Origin of the sequence: Paenarthrobacter aurescens, assembly GCF_025421775.1 — a bacterium.
GTDB classification, from domain to species: Bacteria; Actinomycetota; Actinomycetes; order Actinomycetales; family Micrococcaceae; genus Arthrobacter; species Arthrobacter aurescens_B.
On record NZ_JAOEFX010000001.1, the window covers coordinates 72157 to 88030 of the forward strand.

The window sequence follows — 15874 nt, forward strand, 5'->3', positions numbered from 1 at the left end:
ACGGCTCACGCCATACATAGGCCCCAGGCCACAACAAGGAGTCCCCGTGTCTGCACATGAACAATCCATCACTCTCGCCCGTCACGCTGCGCGTGCCGCGTCCGAAAAACTCGCAGAGGACATCGTCGCATTGGATGTCAGCGAGCGTCTGGCGCTTACTGACATCTTCCTGATTGCGTCTGCTCCCACCGAGCGCCAGGTCAATGCAATCGTCGATGGCATCGAAGAAGAGCTCCTGAAGCAGGACCTTCGCCCTGTACGCCGCGAGGGCCGCTCGGAAGGCCGCTGGGTTCTGCTGGACTACGCGGACATCGTGATCCACGTCCAGCACGCCGAGGACCGCGTCTTCTATGCTCTTGAGCGGCTTTGGAAGGACTGCCCGGTGGTGGACCTTGAGCTGGGGGATGACGCCTCTGCCAAGGCTGTCACGGCGGAAGATTCCGAACGCTAGGAACGGCGCGGCAAGCGAATATGCCCAATTTGGAATTTTCGGAATTGCTGTTCTAAGATATTTGAGTTGCTTCGGCGCGGATGGCCTCAAAGCCTGATGTGAAGCAGCAAGAATATGGGGCTGTGGCGCAGCTGGTAGCGCACCTGCATGGCATGCAGGGGGTCAGGGGTTCGAGTCCCCTCAGCTCCACCATCGAGGCCCTGCGTTTCTTCATGTATCACATGAAGAAACGCAGGGCCTCTTTTCGTATCGCATGGGGTGCAGGCGTCTGGCGGTGTGTCTACTCGCTGGTGCCCGCAGTCAAGGCCGGCAGCATGAACTCCCACATCTGATCGATCCGGAGGAGGACGTCCTCACGTGCGGTCAGGACGTCGGAGACCATCTGGACGCCGGTGAAGGATGCAATCAAGTATCGGGCGAAGGCTGCGGGATCAAGGTCCGTACGGACAGTGCCATCCGTTGTTGCTTGGGCCAGCAGTTGTTCGGCCGTGTTGATCCAGTCCTCGTAGGGCCCCGAAACGTCCGCTTGAAAGGCTGAAGCCTCGAACGTGAGACGGATGCCTCCCTGGACGATTGGCTCGTCCAGCAGCTGCTGCCCGAACATCCTGCAGAGCCTGATGAGCTTCTCCAGTGCTGGAGCGCTGGCGGCGACTATTTCCGACCCCGCAGCCAGGACCATGGCGTGCTGTTCATCGATGACCGCCAAGGCCAGTTCCCGCTTGGATGTGAAGTGGAAGTACAGCGCACCTTTGGTGACGCCTGCGCGCTTGGTGATGTCGGCAAGGCTGGCGTTTCCATAGCCGATCTCTGCGAAGACACGGGCGGCACCTTCTATGACGGCCAGCCGGGTGTCTTTCGCACGTTGCTGCATCAGCGATGGGGACCTTTCGGATATGCGGCGCGGCATTGAGCGATGGTGGCCGCGGAGACCCCATAACGCTATCACCGGCCGAGGCGTGGACTGAGGCGAATAAACCGACTGAACGGTTTGGTTTCTCGGAAGGGAGATCCTAGACTTCAGGGGAGCGATGCTGGTTTACCGCAAGCTCAGAGGCAGCCGGTTTGGGGGGAGGTGCGGTGGACTTGTCCAGCGCGCCTCGGCTGCCGACTGCGGGGCCGCCCACGATGGAGTGATTCACTTCACCTTCCGGCGATTTCTCTTCTCGCTGGATTGTGGTTAGTATTGACGAGTTGCTTCGGCGGGAAGGGAAATACTTCTCCGCGAATCCAGCAAATCCGGGGCTGTGGCGCAGCTGGTAGCGCACCTGCATGGCATGCAGGGGGTCAGGGGTTCGAGTCCCCTCAGCTCCACTTCGGAAAAAGACCCCGCTCTTTCGAGCGGGGTCTTTTGCTGTCCCTGGGGTAGGTGGACCCTACTCCGGTGGCCGTGCGAATTCGGCGCCGCTAACGAACTCGACACCCTGGAAGGGTTGATCGCCTACCACGCGGGCGTTGTGACCCGGCGGGATCGTGTAGGAGTCGCCGGCCGATATGCTGATCTGCCGGCCGTCGTTTGTTTCCACTTCCAGATTGCCGGAGACGCAGAACCCGACGTGGCTCAACTGGCAGGAGTCGGTGCCGACCACGGGTTTGATGCAGTCGGCCCAAGTCCAGCCAGGTTCAAACGTCATACGGCCGATGGTGTAATCACCTACGGTGACGAGATCCAGCACGGTTTTGTCGGGGCGCCGGGTTTCGTCGGGGGAGTTATGGGACTTTACGTCCAGGTTCGTGACAACATTGACACTCATGGCTTCTCGCAGGGGAGGGGGAGCCGAATGACGGGTGGTCCCGGTGCCTGGCTCCATGGGTTCGCCGTGACCTGTGCCTGCCGCCGTCGGAAAGGTTTCACCATTCGGAGCGGCGGGCAGGTGTTTGCGTGGTGCACCCTTCAGGTTCCTCCGAAGCACCCATAAAGTCGAGCCACAGACGCTAGGAAAGTGAGAACCGCATCGTGACGGCATTGGAACTTGAGGCCGTGTTCGGTTCTTTGAGCAGGCTTCCAGACGTCGAAGCGGACAACTTGCAGGCCCATGACGCAACTGATCGAATCCTGCTTGAGGCTGCGGCAGAGATTGTGGGGCCTGACACCAAGGTTGTTGTTGTGGGAGACCGCTACGGTGCCTTGACGTTGGGCGCAGTGGCGGGACTCGGCGTCGGGCATGTCCGGGTCCACCAGGACCTGTTCACCGGAAGGCTCGCGCTGAAGCGAAACGCCGAAGCGGCAGGGCTGGGGCACCGGTTCGCCCAGCGTGAGCTCGGCCGGGAGTTGCTGGACGGCGCCGACCTGGTGTTGTTGCAGTTGCCGAAATCCTTGGCTGAGTTGGAAGAAATCGCCGACGCCGTGGCCCGCTTTGCTGCCCCTGATTCGGTCTTGCTGGCCGGTGGTCGCGTCAAACACATGTCGGTAGGCATGAACGCCGTCCTGGACAAGTATTTCTCTTCGGTCCAACCACAGCTTGGCCGGCAAAAATCGAGGGTGATCGTGGCACGCCATCCCCAGCCACTTTCCGGCACACCGGCGTTTCCCGTTGAGCAGCCTTTGCCGGAACTCGGCATCACTGTGTGCGCCCACGGCGCGGTTTTCTCCGGGGCGCGCTTGGACATAGGCACGCGCTATCTGTTGACGTTCCTGGACCGCATGCCGGCCGTTCATCGCGTGGTGGACCTGGGGTGTGGAACGGGAATCCTCGCCACGATGTACGTGCGCCGTCACGAACTGGCCAGCGTTATCGCGACCGACCAGTCCGCGGCTGCCGTTGCCTCGGCGCAGGGCACAGCGGCGGCGAATGGGCTGGGGGAGCGGATATCCGTGCTCCACGATGACGCCATGTCCACCCTGGAGGCCGGCAGTGCAGATCTCATCCTGCTCAACCCGCCTTTCCATTTGGGGGCCAGCGTGCATGCCGGTGCTGCGCTGAAGATGTTCGAGGCGGCCGCACGTGTCCTTGCGCCCGGAGGGGAGCTGTGGACGGTGTACAACAGCCACCTGCAGTACCGGGCCTCACTCGGGCGGCTGATCGGGCCCACAACCGAAGAGGGCCGGAACCCGAAGTTCACTGTAACGCGCAGCATAAAGTCCTGAAGTAAGGTCATCAGCGCGCGGCCTGATGTGCCGTCGCATACAATTCAGTGTCATCGTTACCAACCCCTGACTCCGGTGTCAGCGTGTGCTCGTATCCGCGGAGCCGGGGGTGTCGTACGATGCAGACACACACTAAATTCGACGAAGTTTTTCCGAATGACGAGGGGCATCAGTGACTGAGATCCGGCAGCCGACACCGAGGCGCGGAACGAATCTACCCCGCATGGGGGACTTCAATCTGACGGTCATTCTGGAGGCGATCCGGCGGTCAACGCTGGGACTCAGTCGCGTCGAGCTTGCCCAGATTGTTGGGCTTTCGCCGCAGACAATTTCCAATATTTCGCGACGCCTCCTGGACCAGAAACTGATCGTCGAAGCTGGCAAGGAAGGGTCAGGCCCGGGAAAACCCCGGACCATCCTGCGCCTGAACCCCGCCGGAATGTACGCCGTGGGCGTGCATTTGGACCCAGCCGTCATCACGTTTGTTGTCCTTGACCTGTTGGGCGACGTTGTGAGGCACTCCCGGATGGCAACGCCTGGTGGTGACCCTGCAGGCGTCATCACCAGCATTGCCGAACAGATCAGGGTCCTGATCGAGGAGTCTGGCGTGGATGCGTCCAAGATCGCAGGACTTGGCGTTGCTGTCCCGGGCCCGATTGACCTCGACGAAGGCTCGGTTGTGGAGCCGCCCCTCCTCACGCGATGGAACAGGGTGCGTATCCGTGAGGCTTTGACCGAAGCCACCGGACTGGAGACCCTTGTGGACAAGGATGTCACCAGCGCGGCCGTGGCCGAGACGTGGGCGGGTGGCGCCAGCGGCGCCGGCAGCTTTGTTTTCATGTACATGGGAACAGGCATCGGCTGCGGCATTGTGCTCAACGACGAAGTAGTGCGGGGGACGTCTGGTAACGCCGGTGAAATCGGCCACATCGTGGTAGATCCGGACGGTCCTCTCTGTGATTGCGGTCAGCGCGGATGCGTTAAGTCTTCCTGTATCCCCCAGGTGGTGGTGGCCGAGGCCGAAACAGCGGGTGTCCTCGACGGGCACCGGGAGGGAGCGGACGGTCCCGAAGTCCAGGAGCGCTTCGCCGAGCTGTGCGACAAAGCCGACGCGGGCGATGAGAAGGCCATTGCCATCCTGGAAAAATCTGCCACCCTTGTGGCGCGGGCCGTGTCCGTGGTGACCAATACCCTGGACGTGGAACGCGTCGTCTTCGGTGGTCCCTTCTGGGGGCGGATGGCCCCTTACTTCCTGGAACGTGTTCCGGGGCTGCTGGACAGAAACAATGCTGCCCGCATGATCCACGACCTCGATGTGGTGGGCAGCGGTGTAGGTGAAGATGTCGGCGCCATAGGTGCCGCGTGCCTCGTCTTGGAGCACATGCTGGCACCGCGCGCCCAGCGGCTCCTGCTGGAGGGCTAAGTAAGCAGCACGTTTGACTGATTGGAGCACCATGCGCCGCCCAAGGAAGTTAGCCGCCGCCGTTTCCGTCGCTGCTGTTCTTCTGGCAGCGACCTCCTGTTCTCCCACGCCTGAGGCGGCGGAGAACAAAACACTGAAGGTCGTCTACCAGAAGACAGATGCCTTCACGGCGCTTGATGCCGTCATGCAGGACGCCAAGAAGGAATTCGAGGCCGCCAACTCCGGTGTGACCGTGGACCTCCAGCCCATCCAAGCCAATGACGACGACTACGGGACCAAGCTCGCGCTGGCGCAGCGTTCCGCGGACACGGCGCCCGATGTCTTCTACGAGGATACGTTCAAGGTGCGCTCGGATGTCGATGCCGGCTATCTCCTGAAGCTGGACAGTTACCTTGAGAAATGGGGCGACTGGTCGGCGTTCAACGAAGCAGCCAAGGCTGCCGGGCGGGCCGATGATGGCAGCATCTACGCGGTGCCGCTGGGTACTGACACCAGGGCCATTTGGTACAACAAAGCCGTCCTCCAGAAGGCGGGTGTGTCGGTTCCGTGGCAGCCCAAGACCTGGGAAGACATCCTGACGACGGCACGTGCGGTCAAAGCATCGGACCCGAACGTGATCGCCTTCAACATGTACGCAGGAAAGGGCACTGGCGAGGGCACAGTGATGCAGGGGTTCTACGAGCTCCTCTATGGCACCGACAGCACCCTGTACGACGAAAATGAGAAGAAGTGGGTTGTCGGCTCCCAAGGGTTTACCGACTCGCTGGCGTTCCTGAAAACCCTCTACGACGAGAAGCTCGCCGTCAGTCCCGCTGAAGCGCTGGATGCCAACGTCTGGAAGAAGGTCTTTGGCGAGTGGTTCCCCCAAGGAAAACTGGCGGCCACCGTGGAAGGTTCCTACTCGCCGTCGTTCTGGCAAAAAGGTGGGGCTTATGAATGGGCAGGCTACGAACAGGACATGGGCGTAGCAATGTTCCCCACCAGGAATGGCCAGGAGCCTGGTGGCGTGAGCATGTCCGGCGGCTGGACACTCGCCGTGGGGGCCAAGAGCAAGAACCCTGAGCTCGCCTTCCAGTTCCTCACCACGGCACTCAACAAGAAGAACGCGTTGGCCTACGACATCAACAATTCGCAGATTGCTGTTCGCACGGATGTCGCCTCGGAAGCCGCCTATTTGGCGGCCAACCCGTTCGTGAAGGATGTTTCGGACTTGGTGAAAGTGACGCATTACCGTCCCGCGACAGCGGACTACCCGAGGATTTCCTCGGCCATCCAAGGTGCTACCGAATCTGTGATCACGGGCAAACAAAGTCCCGAAGACGCCGCCGCTGAATACGACGCCACCGTTCGCAAGCTTGTGGGTGAGGACAAGGTTCTCGAGAAATGACCATCCGCCGCGTCCTGCGGCTCCTGCCTGTAGTCCCGTCCATTCTCCTGCTCCTCCTGTTCCTGCTGGCCCCGGTGGTGTGGTCTTTTTACGCGTCCTTCACCGATGCGGCGCTATCCGGCAAAGCTGCCAGGGATCCGCAATGGGTTGGCGCCGACAACTACGCGCGGATGTTCAGCGACGACTTGTTCCCGTTGGCCGCCTGGCTGACGGTGGTGTTTGTGGCGGCCTCGGCTGTCATTGGCCAGAACATCCTCGGTTTGCTGATCGCCCTGCTGATGACGCGGTCGCGGAAAGCGGTAGCGTCCTTGGTGGGTACGGCCGTGGTTGCTGCTTGGGTACTACCGGAAATAGTGGCGGCGTTCGCCGCCTACGCCTATTTCAACCGGGATGGGACTCTGAACCAGATGCTGGGCGTCATGGGAGCCCAGGGCCCGGATTGGTTGTACTCGTGGCCCTTGGTGGCGATCATCCTGGCCAATACATGGCGCGGAACAGCCTTCTCCATGTTGGTGTACAAGGCCGCGCTGGCGGACGTTCCCCGGGATATCTCAGAGGCGGCCCTCATGGATGGGGCCCGGGGTTGGCAGCGGCTGGCATTCATCACCCTGCCCCTGATCCGGAGCAGCATCGCCACCAACCTGATGCTGATCACTCTTCAGACGCTGGCCGTGTTTACCCTCATCTGGGTGATGACTGCAGGCGGTCCAGCCAACGCCAGCACCACGTTGCCGGTGTTGGCGTATCAAGAAGCGTTCAAGTTTGGTGACATTGGCTACGGCACGGCGGTGGCGTCGGTGCTGATTCTTCTGGGCATGGTTTTCGGTGCGGTCTACGTCCGGCTGCTGCGGGAGCAACGCCCATGACCACCAGCGGACTGCGAGCGCGCGTTGCAGCGGACAGCACGACGACGGGTGGCGGCTCCCGTTCCAGGGCCAGGCTGGGAGCGGACATCGCCTTGGCCGTGATCGGCTTGTGCTTCGTGGCGCCTTTGCTGTGGTTGCTGCTGGCCGCCGTCGATCCCCAGGCCGGCTACCAGACCAAGGTGCCGTCAACGCCGTCGATTGCCAATTTCCGGGCGGTGCTGACACCTGAACTGTTGTTCCGTCCGTTGGCTAACAGCTTCTTGTTATCCGCAGGCACGGCGGTCGTGAACCTGCTGGTCGCAGTGCTTGCCGCGTACCCGTTGTCCAGATACCAGTCGCGTTTCAACAAGCCATTCATGTACACCGTCCTGTTCGGAACATCATTGCCGGTAACAGCAATCATGGTGCCCGTCTACGGTTTGTTCGTTCACCTGCAGCTGTTGGATTCCATGGCAGCAACAGTCTTCTTCATGGCGACGACTACTTTGCCCATGGCGATCTGGATGACCAAGAATTTCATGGACTCGGTTCCGCTGGAATTGGAGGAAGCGGCTTGGATGGACGGCGCATCGGCAATGGCTGCGTTGCGGACCATCGTCCTTCCCCTGATGAAGCAGGGGCTTGGGGTGGTGTTCATCTTTGTTTTCATACAGGCGTGGGGGAACTTCTTTGTCCCCTTCATCCTGCTGCTGTCACCGGCCAAACAGCCGGCGGCGGTGTCCATCTTCAGCTTCTTCGGCCAACACGGTGCCATTGCCTATGGCCAGCTGGCGGCGTTCTCCATCCTTTACTCCGTGCCGGTGCTGGTCCTTTACGCGCTGGTTTCCCGGGGCATGGGTAACTCCTTCGCCCTGTCCGGCGCCATGAAAGGGTAGGACGCCCAGGGAGAAGCGGGGATCAGTCGATGTCCTCGACGATCTCGCCATAGGGAACGGACTCGTCCAAGTGGGCCTGATGACCGGTGGGACCCCTGTTGAAGGTGATCCGGACCCCGTGCCGTTGGTCAGCGGCCGATTGCAGCAAGACGGGCCGAACGGCGTCGATGACGTGCTGGTCCTGGGAGGCCAGATAGTTCTGATAGGCGGCTGGTAGCTGATGCATGGCAAAAGGATAGACCCCGGAAGGCTGCATGGGGAGGGGTCCCCATTGCAGGCCTGAACAGGGAGGGCTTGGATAGAGTGGCCACTGCAGGCGGAACTACATTTACATTGTGCCCGGCTACCCCGTGCACTTTGCCTGCCGGACGACACATACGCCAGCGAGGGGACCACGAGTGCAACAGACCACAGCCACGGCCGGAATCGATGCCCCGGACATGGCCCGTGCCCAGCAACTCGTCGGCAGCATCATCCGAAGCTTCGAGAACAAGGTGGTGGGCCAGGCCAGGCTGCGTGAGACCCTGGTCATCGGTTTGCTGACAGGCGGTCATGTGCTGCTGGAAAGCGTACCTGGCCTGGCCAAGACCACGGCGGCCCAAGCCATTGCCGAGTCGGTCAGTGCCGAATTCCGCCGGATCCAATGCACCCCGGACCTGCTGCCCAGCGATATCGCTGGAACGCAGATCTTCGACGCCGCCAAGGGTACCTTCGTCACGCAGCTGGGTCCCGTTCACGCCAATATCGTCCTTCTCGACGAGATCAACCGATCCAGTGCGAAGACGCAGAGCGCCATGCTGGAGGCGATGCAGGAACGGCAAACTTCCATCGGAGGCGAGTCATACCCGCTGCCGCAGCCGTTCCTGGTGCTGGCCACGCAGAACCCGATTGAGCAGGAAGGCACGTACCGCCTGCCTGAAGCACAGATGGACCGTTTCATGCTCAAGGATGTTCTGGACTATCCGAGCCCCGCCGAAGAAGCCGAGGTCATTCGGCGAATTGACGCAGGCGTGTTCAGCGCGGAACAAAGGCCACCGGCTGCAGCCTCTCTTGACGCAGTGGTTCAGGTCCAGGAGCTTGTGCGTCGCGTCTACATCGATCCGGCCATCGTGCGGTACATCGTTGGACTGGCCTACGTTACCCGTAACGCCACACAGTACCTGGAGCCCAGGCTGGCCAATCTCGTGGAGTTCGGGGCCAGCCCCCGGGCCAGCATCGCCTTCAGCCAGGCAGCCAGGGCAATGGCTCTGCTTAAGGGGCGTGACCACGTCATACCAGAGGACGTCAAAAGCCTGGCACATCGTATCCTTCGCCACCGCATCATCCTGGGGTTCGATGCCGTGGTTGAGGGAATCCCGGTGGAAACCGTCATCGACGCCGTGCTGGCGTCCGTCCAAACGCCGTAGCGAGGCCAGCACGTGCCCAGCCTCCTCCGACGCGTTAAGTCGAAGATGTTCATCTTCGCCCACCGCAGGACCCTCACCCTGCTCGACGGGGAATACGGCTCGGTTTTCAAAGGCCGCAGCCTGGACTTCGACGAACTCCGCGCCTACGTTCTTGGCGATGAAGTCAGGGACATTGATTGGAAGGCCACGGCACGCCACGGATCGCCCTTGGTGAAGCGCTACGTTGCAGTGCGCCGTCATTCTGTCTTGCTGCTGGTGGATACGGGGCGGAACATGGCCGCGCAAGCGCTCTCGGGGGAAACCAAGAAGGACATTGCCGTTCACGCAGCCGGAGTCCTGGGGTATCTGGCATGCCGGCACGGGGACGATGTGGGCCTCCTGCACGGCAACGCGGCTGTGTCCAGGTACGTCCCGCCCCGGGGCGGCGAAGAGCATCTGGAACGGCTTCTCCGCGAGGTCGATTCGAGTGTTGACCTGGCAGGCCCACCCAGTTCCATCGCACAGCAGCTCGACTACGTCCTGAGGTACCTCAAGGGGCGCCTGCTCATTGTTGCTGTCGCTGACGAGTTCCTGCCCGACACCCACACGGAGAACCTGATGCGCCGCCTTCGCGCGCGACATGAAGTCCTGTGGCTATCCGTTCGTGATGCCGACCTCGCGCCCGAGCGTGGCCGCCACGGACAGGCAGACAGCATGGACGTGGGTACGGGAGCAGGCATCCCGCTGCCGCTGGCCATGGACAGTGCGGTCAGGGCGGCCTACACCGAATCGATGACCGAGCGCGCGCGGAAACGGAAAGATATCTTCCGTCGTTTGGGGATCGCCGAAGAACAAGCAGCCGGCAGTGAAGACGTCCTGACAGCAGTCTTCACCCTCCTGGAAAAGCACCGTTCGGGGGCCCTCCCAGCCCGCAGCGCACCCAAGGGCGGCACCCGTGCAGGATGACGCCGGCTTCTACGCGCCACTGCAGTACCAGCCACTGTGGCTTTGGCTGGGCCTTCTGCTGGTCCTCCTGGTCGCAGGATGGTTCGTGTGGCTCTTCAGGCCTGCCCGGAAGACGCTGCCGCTACGCAAGCCAGCACCGCCGGATGTTGAAACGCTGCGGGCCGGATGCCTTGCAGCCATCGACGCCACCGCATCGGACGTCGACGCCGGACGCTTACCTGAACGCGACGCCCACCAGAGACTCAGCTTCCTCGTGCGGGAATTCGCCGGAGCGGCAACAGGCCTTCCCGTCACCTCCATGACACTGGACGAACTGCGGCTCAACGGCTTTGACAGCTTGGCTGAGGGAATAGCGGGAATGTACCCCAACGAATTCGCTCCCTCGCCGGCCCAACCCGTGCAGCGATCGGCCGACATCGCGCGTCAGGTGGTCCAGGCATGGAACTGACCTACTGGTGGATTCTGCCGCTGGCAGTGGCGGCCGCGGCCATCGGCGTCCTGCTGCACCTCCGCCGCCGTCGTCCGCATCACGCCCGGCTCATCGCGCACGGCGACCGTCTCACGGACCTACCGGAGTACCAACGGGCATTGCGCAATCACCGGACACGTCTGGCGCTCGCAGTCGTGATGGGGGCGGTGTTCCTCGCCGCGACCGCTACAGCCGCGGCCAGGCCCATTCATCGCACGGTGGAGCAACCCGAAGTCCGGAACAGGGACATCGTGCTCTGCCTGGATGTCTCGGGCTCCATGACCAGCACAGACGCAGCAATCGCCACAGTGTTCCAGAGACTCGCCAAGGAATTCGACGGCGAAAGGATCGGCATGGTCATCTTCGACAGCAGCAGCGTGCAACTCTTCCCCCTCACGGACGACTACGACTACGCCGCGGAACAGCTCACACAAGCCAAAGAAGCCCTGGAAAGCGGAGCAGGGTCATTCTTCGACGGCACCTGGAACGGGGAAGGCTCGTCACTCATCGGCGACGGCCTGGCGTCCTGCGTCCAAAGCTTCCCCGATACAGGCACAGACACAGGCACCCCTGACGCAACCGGCGGCGCACCACAAGACACCAAACGATCCCGGTCCGTGGTGCTGGCCACTGACAACTTCCTCTCAGGGGAACCGGTCGTCACCCTGGACGAAGCAGCCAGGATGGCCGCCGCAAAAAACGTGAAAGTGCATGCACTTAACCCCGGAGACATGGACTACGGCGCGCAAGCCGATCAGCCAGGCGCCCAACTCAGGGCCGCAACAGAGCACACAGGTGGCAGCTACTTCACCTTGGACAGCCCCGAGTCCGTGCCTGGGATCGTTCAAAAGGTTCAGGAAACGGAAACCAACAGCTACCGTGCCGCCCCCCAATCGGTGATCGCCGACTCTCCAGCCTGGCCGCTCAGTATCGCGCTGATCGCCGGCACAGGAATGCTGGTGCTCGGACGGCGGCTGGAACCATGACCATCGCCCCCATCATTCCGTGGCCAGCGCTCGCCGCCATCCTGGTCGCTGTCCTGGCCTTCACTGTGTGGAACATCCTGCGCACTCGACGAACCCAGCCGTTGCGGTCCGTGAGGCCCGCAGCGCTGCGATGTGCCGCCGTCGTACTTCTGGTCCTCGCCGCTTTGCGTCCTGGGTGGGCCGGTGGGCAAGCCCAAACTGCTGCGGCGGACCTGGACGTGTTCTTCGTGGTGGACACCAGCACCAGCATGGCAGCCGAGGATTACAGCGGCTCCGAAACGCGGATGGCCGGCGTCAGGCAGGATGTCATGGCAATTGCGTCGGAGTTGGCAGGTGCCAAATTCTCGGTGATCACTTTCGACAGCAAGGCACGTGTCCGCATGCCCCTCACACAGGACGCCACTGCGCTGCAAACAACCATGACTACACTGCAACCCCAGAACGCCCGGTACGCCAAGGGCAGCACGGTGACAGGAGCCGGGAACCTGTTGAAGGAAAGGCTCGCCGCCGCCAAAGAGCAGCATCCGGGGCGTCCGGCATTGGTGTTCTACGCCGGAGACGGCGAGAACACCAGCGCGGAGCCCCCCGCGCCGTTGGAGGCCTCCAATGTGGCTGGGGGAGCGGTGCTCGGCTATGGAACCGCGAGTGGTGGGCGCATGAGGGAGTCGATGGACACCGACGCCGGGTATGTCAGGGACAAAACTTCCGACACCCCCCGTGACGCTGTCTCCATAGCTGACGAAGCACAGTTGCGCGCCCTGGCAGGGCAACTCAACGTCCCCTACGCCCATAGGACGGGGACAGCACCTACCTCGGATATGCTCGCCAAGGCACAACCGGGCACGCTCGAGGCCACCGGCCCCGACGGCCCCGGACGCATCGAACTTTATTGGCTCCTCGCCCTGGCCGCGTTCCTCCTGGCCCTTAATGAACCCCTGCGACACTTCACCGCACTCCTCAACCTCCGCCGTCCACGGCCCACGGAACGCACAGCATGAACATCAACAAGATTCGACGGCGACGACTCGCGCTCTGGTCCGCGCCGGCGGCCATTCTTGCGCTCGCAGTCGCGGTCAAGCTCCTGAGTGTTGGAGTGCTGGGCGCATCTGCTGAGCAGTCCTTCGCCGCCGGACAGCAGGATGGCGTAGCCAGAGCGGCGTCCTGGTTGCAGGTGGCAAACATCCTGGAGCCGCACAAAGCACTTTTTGCCTCAGGTGACGCCCATGTTGTGGCGGGCGATTTCGCGGCAGCACGAGCAGACTTTGAGGCGGCTTTGAGGGCTGGCCCAGGCGTGGATGAATGCAAAGTCAGCGTCAACCTGGTGCTGAGCATCGAGAAGCTGGGAGACTCTGCAGGGGACCGGGACGCTGCTGCCCAACTGTTCAGGGAAGCCCTGAACGCTGCCGGGTCGGTGCCACAGCAGTGCCACGAAACCGGTCCAGCGAATGCCGCCGGGGAAGGCGCCACCCTCGACTCGGCCTCAGACCGGCTCAACGGCAAAATCTCCGGAAACGAAGCGCAGGGCGAGGACACGCCGCAGCCCCCGCAGGAGACCCCGTCCGCTCCGCAGCAGGAACAGCTCAAGCAGCTGGAGGAGAAGGCCCAGCAGGCCCAGCGTGAGCGCGCGGAAGGCCAGGAGCGCGGCGAATACCTGCGTAGCCCCGACAACACCGCCGGCGTGGACAAGCCGTGGTGAACGTTTGGGCGAAGCTTAAGTAACCGAACGGCTGGAAACCGCTGTCAAGCACGTTCCGTCCCGCCGGCTGTGGGTCAACCGCCCGCCGTAGTGGCCGGTTACGACTCCCACAGTATTTCGTCGTCCACCACGCCGTCTTCATCCGCGGCAACCACCAGGAGCTCGTCCGTGAATCGCGAGCCGAGCGTGAAGTCCAGGACGAAATACCGCTCAGGTTGGCCGGGGTAGATGGCCACATGGCCGAGCTTGAGTGCTTTCAAGAAGACGTCGTTGGTGAGCTGGCCCTTGTCCCGGACACCGAAGACTGTCTCGAGCTGCTCTTCTTTGAGCTGTGAACAGTGGAAGTGCAGGAACTGTTGGGGGTTGGTACCGTCCTGGTCCAGTTCGTCTGCAATCATTTCCCTGACCTGGTCCACCAGCTCGGGCAGGAAACGCAAGCGGTAGTCCACCTTGCGCATCGCGGCCTCATCGAAATGGTCGTGCGCGGCGACATTGAGGTCCAGCTCAAGCTGGTTGCCGCCGAGTTCGTGTCTCGCAACGAAGCAATGTTCACGCCCGTGGTTGAGCTCGATCTCCCCAAAATGTTTGCTCGCTACCTTGCCCATGTGATCAATCTAACCCCATCAACCTGCCGGTTCCAGCACTTCGGGCCAATTCACCTCTTGAGCTTGCGGCCCTTGACAGGCACGGATTTCAGGGGGTGGAGACCGCTCTTCCCGGATGATTCCCGGAGGGTGTCTGCAAGCAGTTGGGTAAAGAGCTGGACCTGCGCCGTGCGTTTTTCGTTGATGAGCAGAGCGAAGATGTTACGGGCCAGTCGAATGTCCGGGACGTCAAGGACCACGACGCCGGGCGGCCGGTTCCGGAGTGCCAGTTCAGGCACCAGGGAGGCGCCAAGTCCGGCGGCGGTCATCTCCAGGCTCGCATGGAAGTCGTCGCTGTAGGCCACCACACGGGGGTGTAGGTTGCAGCTGGCGAACAGGCGTTCGATCACCAGGGCATCGCTGGTGCCGGGGTGGTGGATGATCCATGGCATGTCCGAGAGGTGGGCCGCCTCAATCTCGGCATCCTCACGGATCTTCCAGGATGCCGGCAGCACCACCCGGAAATCGTCGTCGCCGATCCACTGCCGTTCCAGCGAGTGCGGCCATGCCAAACCGGATTGCCCCACCTGGTAGACGAGGGCCACATCCAGTTCGCCGCCGCTGCGCAGGCCCTGGATGGTTTGTGCCGGTTCGGCCACTGAGACTTTCAGCTCAATGCCCAGGCCGTTCCAGCGATCGTTCCGCAGGATGTCCGGCAGTACATACGTGGCAAGGCTGGGGAAAATGCCAAGCCTGAGTTCCTGGGCGGGGGAGTCGTTCGTTCTTGACGCTGCTGCCATGAGCGCTTCGACGTCGGTCAGCACCTTGGATGCGTGCCGCGTCATGGTCACCGCTGCCTCCGTGGGGACAACGCTGCGGGCAGAGCGTTGGAAGAGCTCGACGCCGGTATCGCGTTCCAGGGCGGCCATCTGTTGGGAGACTGCCGAGGCTGTGTAGCCCAGTTGGGCGGCGGCAGCCGCGAAGGAACCCAGCCGGGTAACCTCCAGCAGCGTTCGAAGATGGAGGAGGTTGACCATCAGCCGATTTTAGCTGTTCGCCACGCCACATTTTCAAAGTGTCACGACACGCCGTATCCACGCGACACGCTGAAGATTAAATGTGGCTAAGTAGTCCACAGGGTGTGGATGACATCTCTCAGTTTGGCGGAATCACGGACATTTTGAAGCCCCTGACCTGTGGACGAGCAGTGGATTGAATGACATACTTGTAATACATCATCTTGGGGTTCCAGTTCGGCGGTTGCACTACATGTAGTATCGATTTACGGATTGAGCGGGAAACCAGCACAAGACAAAATCAGAACGTGTTGGCTGTCACGGCAGCCCGCGGGCCGGTATCGGATTCAGTAATCAGTTCCGGTTGAGCCCGCCAGATACGAAGAGCGACAGACTTCAACTAAGGGGACAGGGATCATGACCGTAACGGTTTACACGAAGCCGGCCTGTGTTCAGTGCAACGCAACCTACCGGGCACTCGACAAGAAGGGCATTGCCTACCAGAGTGTCGACATCTCCCAGGACGCCGAGGCACTTGAGCGCCTCAAGGCACTGGGTTACATGCAGGCTCCGGTTGTCGTGACCGAGCAGGACCACTGGTCTGGATTCCGCCCGGACAAGATCGAGGAACTGGCCCAGGCCGTTTCCTCCGTGGCCTAAGTTTCATTCAAACTTCGCCACCACA

18 protein-coding genes and 2 tRNA genes are annotated in these 15874 nt (G+C 62.0%); 15 read left to right on the plus strand and 5 right to left on the minus strand.

All coding sequences use genetic code 11. From position 1 onward, the window contains the following. The first annotated feature begins 46 nt into the window (after positions 1 to 46). Positions 47 to 451 carry a ribosome silencing factor gene (gene rsfS / locus N7568_RS00380; RefSeq protein ID WP_261607953.1) on the plus strand — a complete coding sequence of 135 codons (405 nt, stop codon included), beginning with the start codon at positions 47 to 49 and terminating at the stop codon, positions 449 to 451. A 116-nt stretch (positions 452 to 567) separates the two neighbouring features. Continuing rightward, positions 568 to 643 (plus strand) — tRNA-Ala (locus N7568_RS00385). An 88-nt stretch (positions 644 to 731) separates the two neighbouring features. Here N7568_RS00385 and N7568_RS00390 read toward each other — a convergent pair. After that, entirely contained in the window at positions 732 to 1322 is a 591-nt protein-coding gene (locus tag N7568_RS00390) for a ScbR family autoregulator-binding transcription factor (protein WP_261607954.1), read from the minus strand. A gap of 367 nt (positions 1323 to 1689) precedes the next feature. Between N7568_RS00390 and N7568_RS00395 the strand changes: the two genes are divergently transcribed. Continuing rightward, a tRNA-Ala gene (locus N7568_RS00395) sits at positions 1690 to 1762 on the plus strand. A 62-nt stretch (positions 1763 to 1824) separates the two neighbouring features. Here N7568_RS00395 and N7568_RS00400 read toward each other — a convergent pair. Continuing rightward, positions 1825 to 2202 carry a cupin domain-containing protein gene (locus N7568_RS00400; RefSeq protein WP_261607955.1) on the minus strand — a complete coding sequence of 126 codons (378 nt, stop codon included), beginning with the start codon at positions 2200 to 2202 and terminating at the stop codon, positions 1825 to 1827. A gap of 203 nt (positions 2203 to 2405) precedes the next feature. Here N7568_RS00400 and N7568_RS00405 point away from each other — a divergent pair, with 203 nt between their 5' ends. From N7568_RS00405 to N7568_RS00425, 5 genes are all read left to right on the plus strand, one after another. Then, positions 2406 to 3536, plus strand: a complete 1131-nt coding sequence (locus tag N7568_RS00405) for a class I SAM-dependent methyltransferase (protein ID WP_261607956.1) — start codon at positions 2406 to 2408, stop codon at positions 3534 to 3536. A 223-nt stretch (positions 3537 to 3759) separates the two neighbouring features. Continuing rightward, complete coding sequence (locus N7568_RS00410; RefSeq protein WP_261607957.1) at positions 3760 to 4959, plus strand: ROK family transcriptional regulator; 1200 nt, start codon at positions 3760 to 3762, stop codon at positions 4957 to 4959. 31 nt (positions 4960 to 4990) lie between these two features. Then, positions 4991 to 6346, plus strand: a complete 1356-nt coding sequence (locus N7568_RS00415) for an extracellular solute-binding protein (RefSeq protein ID WP_261608479.1) — start codon at positions 4991 to 4993, stop codon at positions 6344 to 6346. Further along, the gene (locus tag N7568_RS00420) at positions 6343 to 7212 is read left to right on the plus strand and encodes a carbohydrate ABC transporter permease (RefSeq protein ID WP_261607958.1); all 870 of its coding nucleotides are present in this window, start codon (positions 6343 to 6345) and stop codon (positions 7210 to 7212) included. Before N7568_RS00415 ends, N7568_RS00420 begins: the two co-directional genes overlap by 4 nt. Continuing rightward, positions 7209 to 8087, plus strand: coding sequence for a carbohydrate ABC transporter permease (locus N7568_RS00425; RefSeq protein ID WP_261607959.1), 879 nt, complete (start codon positions 7209 to 7211; stop codon positions 8085 to 8087). Before N7568_RS00420 ends, N7568_RS00425 begins: the two co-directional genes overlap by 4 nt. A gap of 22 nt (positions 8088 to 8109) precedes the next feature. Here the strand turns inward: N7568_RS00425 and N7568_RS00430 are convergent, their stop codons facing one another. Next, positions 8110 to 8313 carry a hypothetical protein gene (locus tag N7568_RS00430; protein ID WP_261607960.1) on the minus strand — a complete coding sequence of 68 codons (204 nt, stop codon included), beginning with the start codon at positions 8311 to 8313 and terminating at the stop codon, positions 8110 to 8112. A 172-nt stretch (positions 8314 to 8485) separates the two neighbouring features. On the opposite strand from N7568_RS00430, the gene N7568_RS00435 reads away from it, so the two are divergent. From N7568_RS00435 to N7568_RS00460, 6 genes are read left to right on the plus strand one after another with little or no spacing between them, the layout of a single operon-like run. Beyond that, a complete protein-coding gene (locus tag N7568_RS00435) occupies positions 8486 to 9493 on the plus strand; it encodes an AAA family ATPase (RefSeq protein ID WP_261607961.1) in 1008 nt (335 codons plus the stop codon). A 12-nt stretch (positions 9494 to 9505) separates the two neighbouring features. After that, positions 9506 to 10438 carry a DUF58 domain-containing protein gene (locus N7568_RS00440; protein WP_261607962.1) on the plus strand — a complete coding sequence of 311 codons (933 nt, stop codon included), beginning with the start codon at positions 9506 to 9508 and terminating at the stop codon, positions 10436 to 10438. After that, positions 10428 to 10886 carry a hypothetical protein gene (locus N7568_RS00445; protein WP_261607963.1) on the plus strand — a complete coding sequence of 153 codons (459 nt, stop codon included), beginning with the start codon at positions 10428 to 10430 and terminating at the stop codon, positions 10884 to 10886. Before N7568_RS00440 ends, N7568_RS00445 begins: the two co-directional genes overlap by 11 nt. Then, entirely contained in the window at positions 10877 to 11893 is a 1017-nt protein-coding gene (locus N7568_RS00450) for a vWA domain-containing protein (protein ID WP_261607964.1), read from the plus strand. Before N7568_RS00445 ends, N7568_RS00450 begins: the two co-directional genes overlap by 10 nt. Then, a complete protein-coding gene (locus tag N7568_RS00455) occupies positions 11890 to 12891 on the plus strand; it encodes a vWA domain-containing protein (protein ID WP_261607965.1) in 1002 nt (333 codons plus the stop codon). The genes N7568_RS00450 and N7568_RS00455 overlap by 4 nt, the downstream gene beginning before the upstream one ends. Beyond that, entirely contained in the window at positions 12888 to 13589 is a 702-nt protein-coding gene (locus N7568_RS00460; RefSeq protein WP_261607966.1) for a hypothetical protein, read from the plus strand. The genes N7568_RS00455 and N7568_RS00460 overlap by 4 nt, the downstream gene beginning before the upstream one ends. Before the next feature lie 98 nt (positions 13590 to 13687). Here N7568_RS00460 and N7568_RS00465 read toward each other — a convergent pair whose 3' ends face one another. Together N7568_RS00465 and N7568_RS00470 are read right to left on the minus strand one after the other, a co-directional pair. Continuing rightward, entirely contained in the window at positions 13688 to 14194 is a 507-nt protein-coding gene (locus N7568_RS00465) for a DUF2004 domain-containing protein (protein ID WP_261607967.1), read from the minus strand. A gap of 50 nt (positions 14195 to 14244) precedes the next feature. Continuing rightward, positions 14245 to 15210: a LysR family transcriptional regulator gene (locus tag N7568_RS00470; RefSeq protein ID WP_261607968.1), complete on the minus strand. Its 966-nt coding sequence runs from the start codon at positions 15208 to 15210 to the stop codon at positions 14245 to 14247. Positions 15211 to 15606: 396 nt separating this feature from the next. Here N7568_RS00470 and nrdH point away from each other — a divergent pair, with 396 nt between their 5' ends. Next, the gene (gene nrdH / locus N7568_RS00475; protein WP_011775022.1) at positions 15607 to 15849 is read left to right on the plus strand and encodes a glutaredoxin-like protein NrdH; all 243 of its coding nucleotides are present in this window, start codon (positions 15607 to 15609) and stop codon (positions 15847 to 15849) included. The last annotated feature ends 25 nt before the right edge of the window (positions 15850 to 15874 follow it).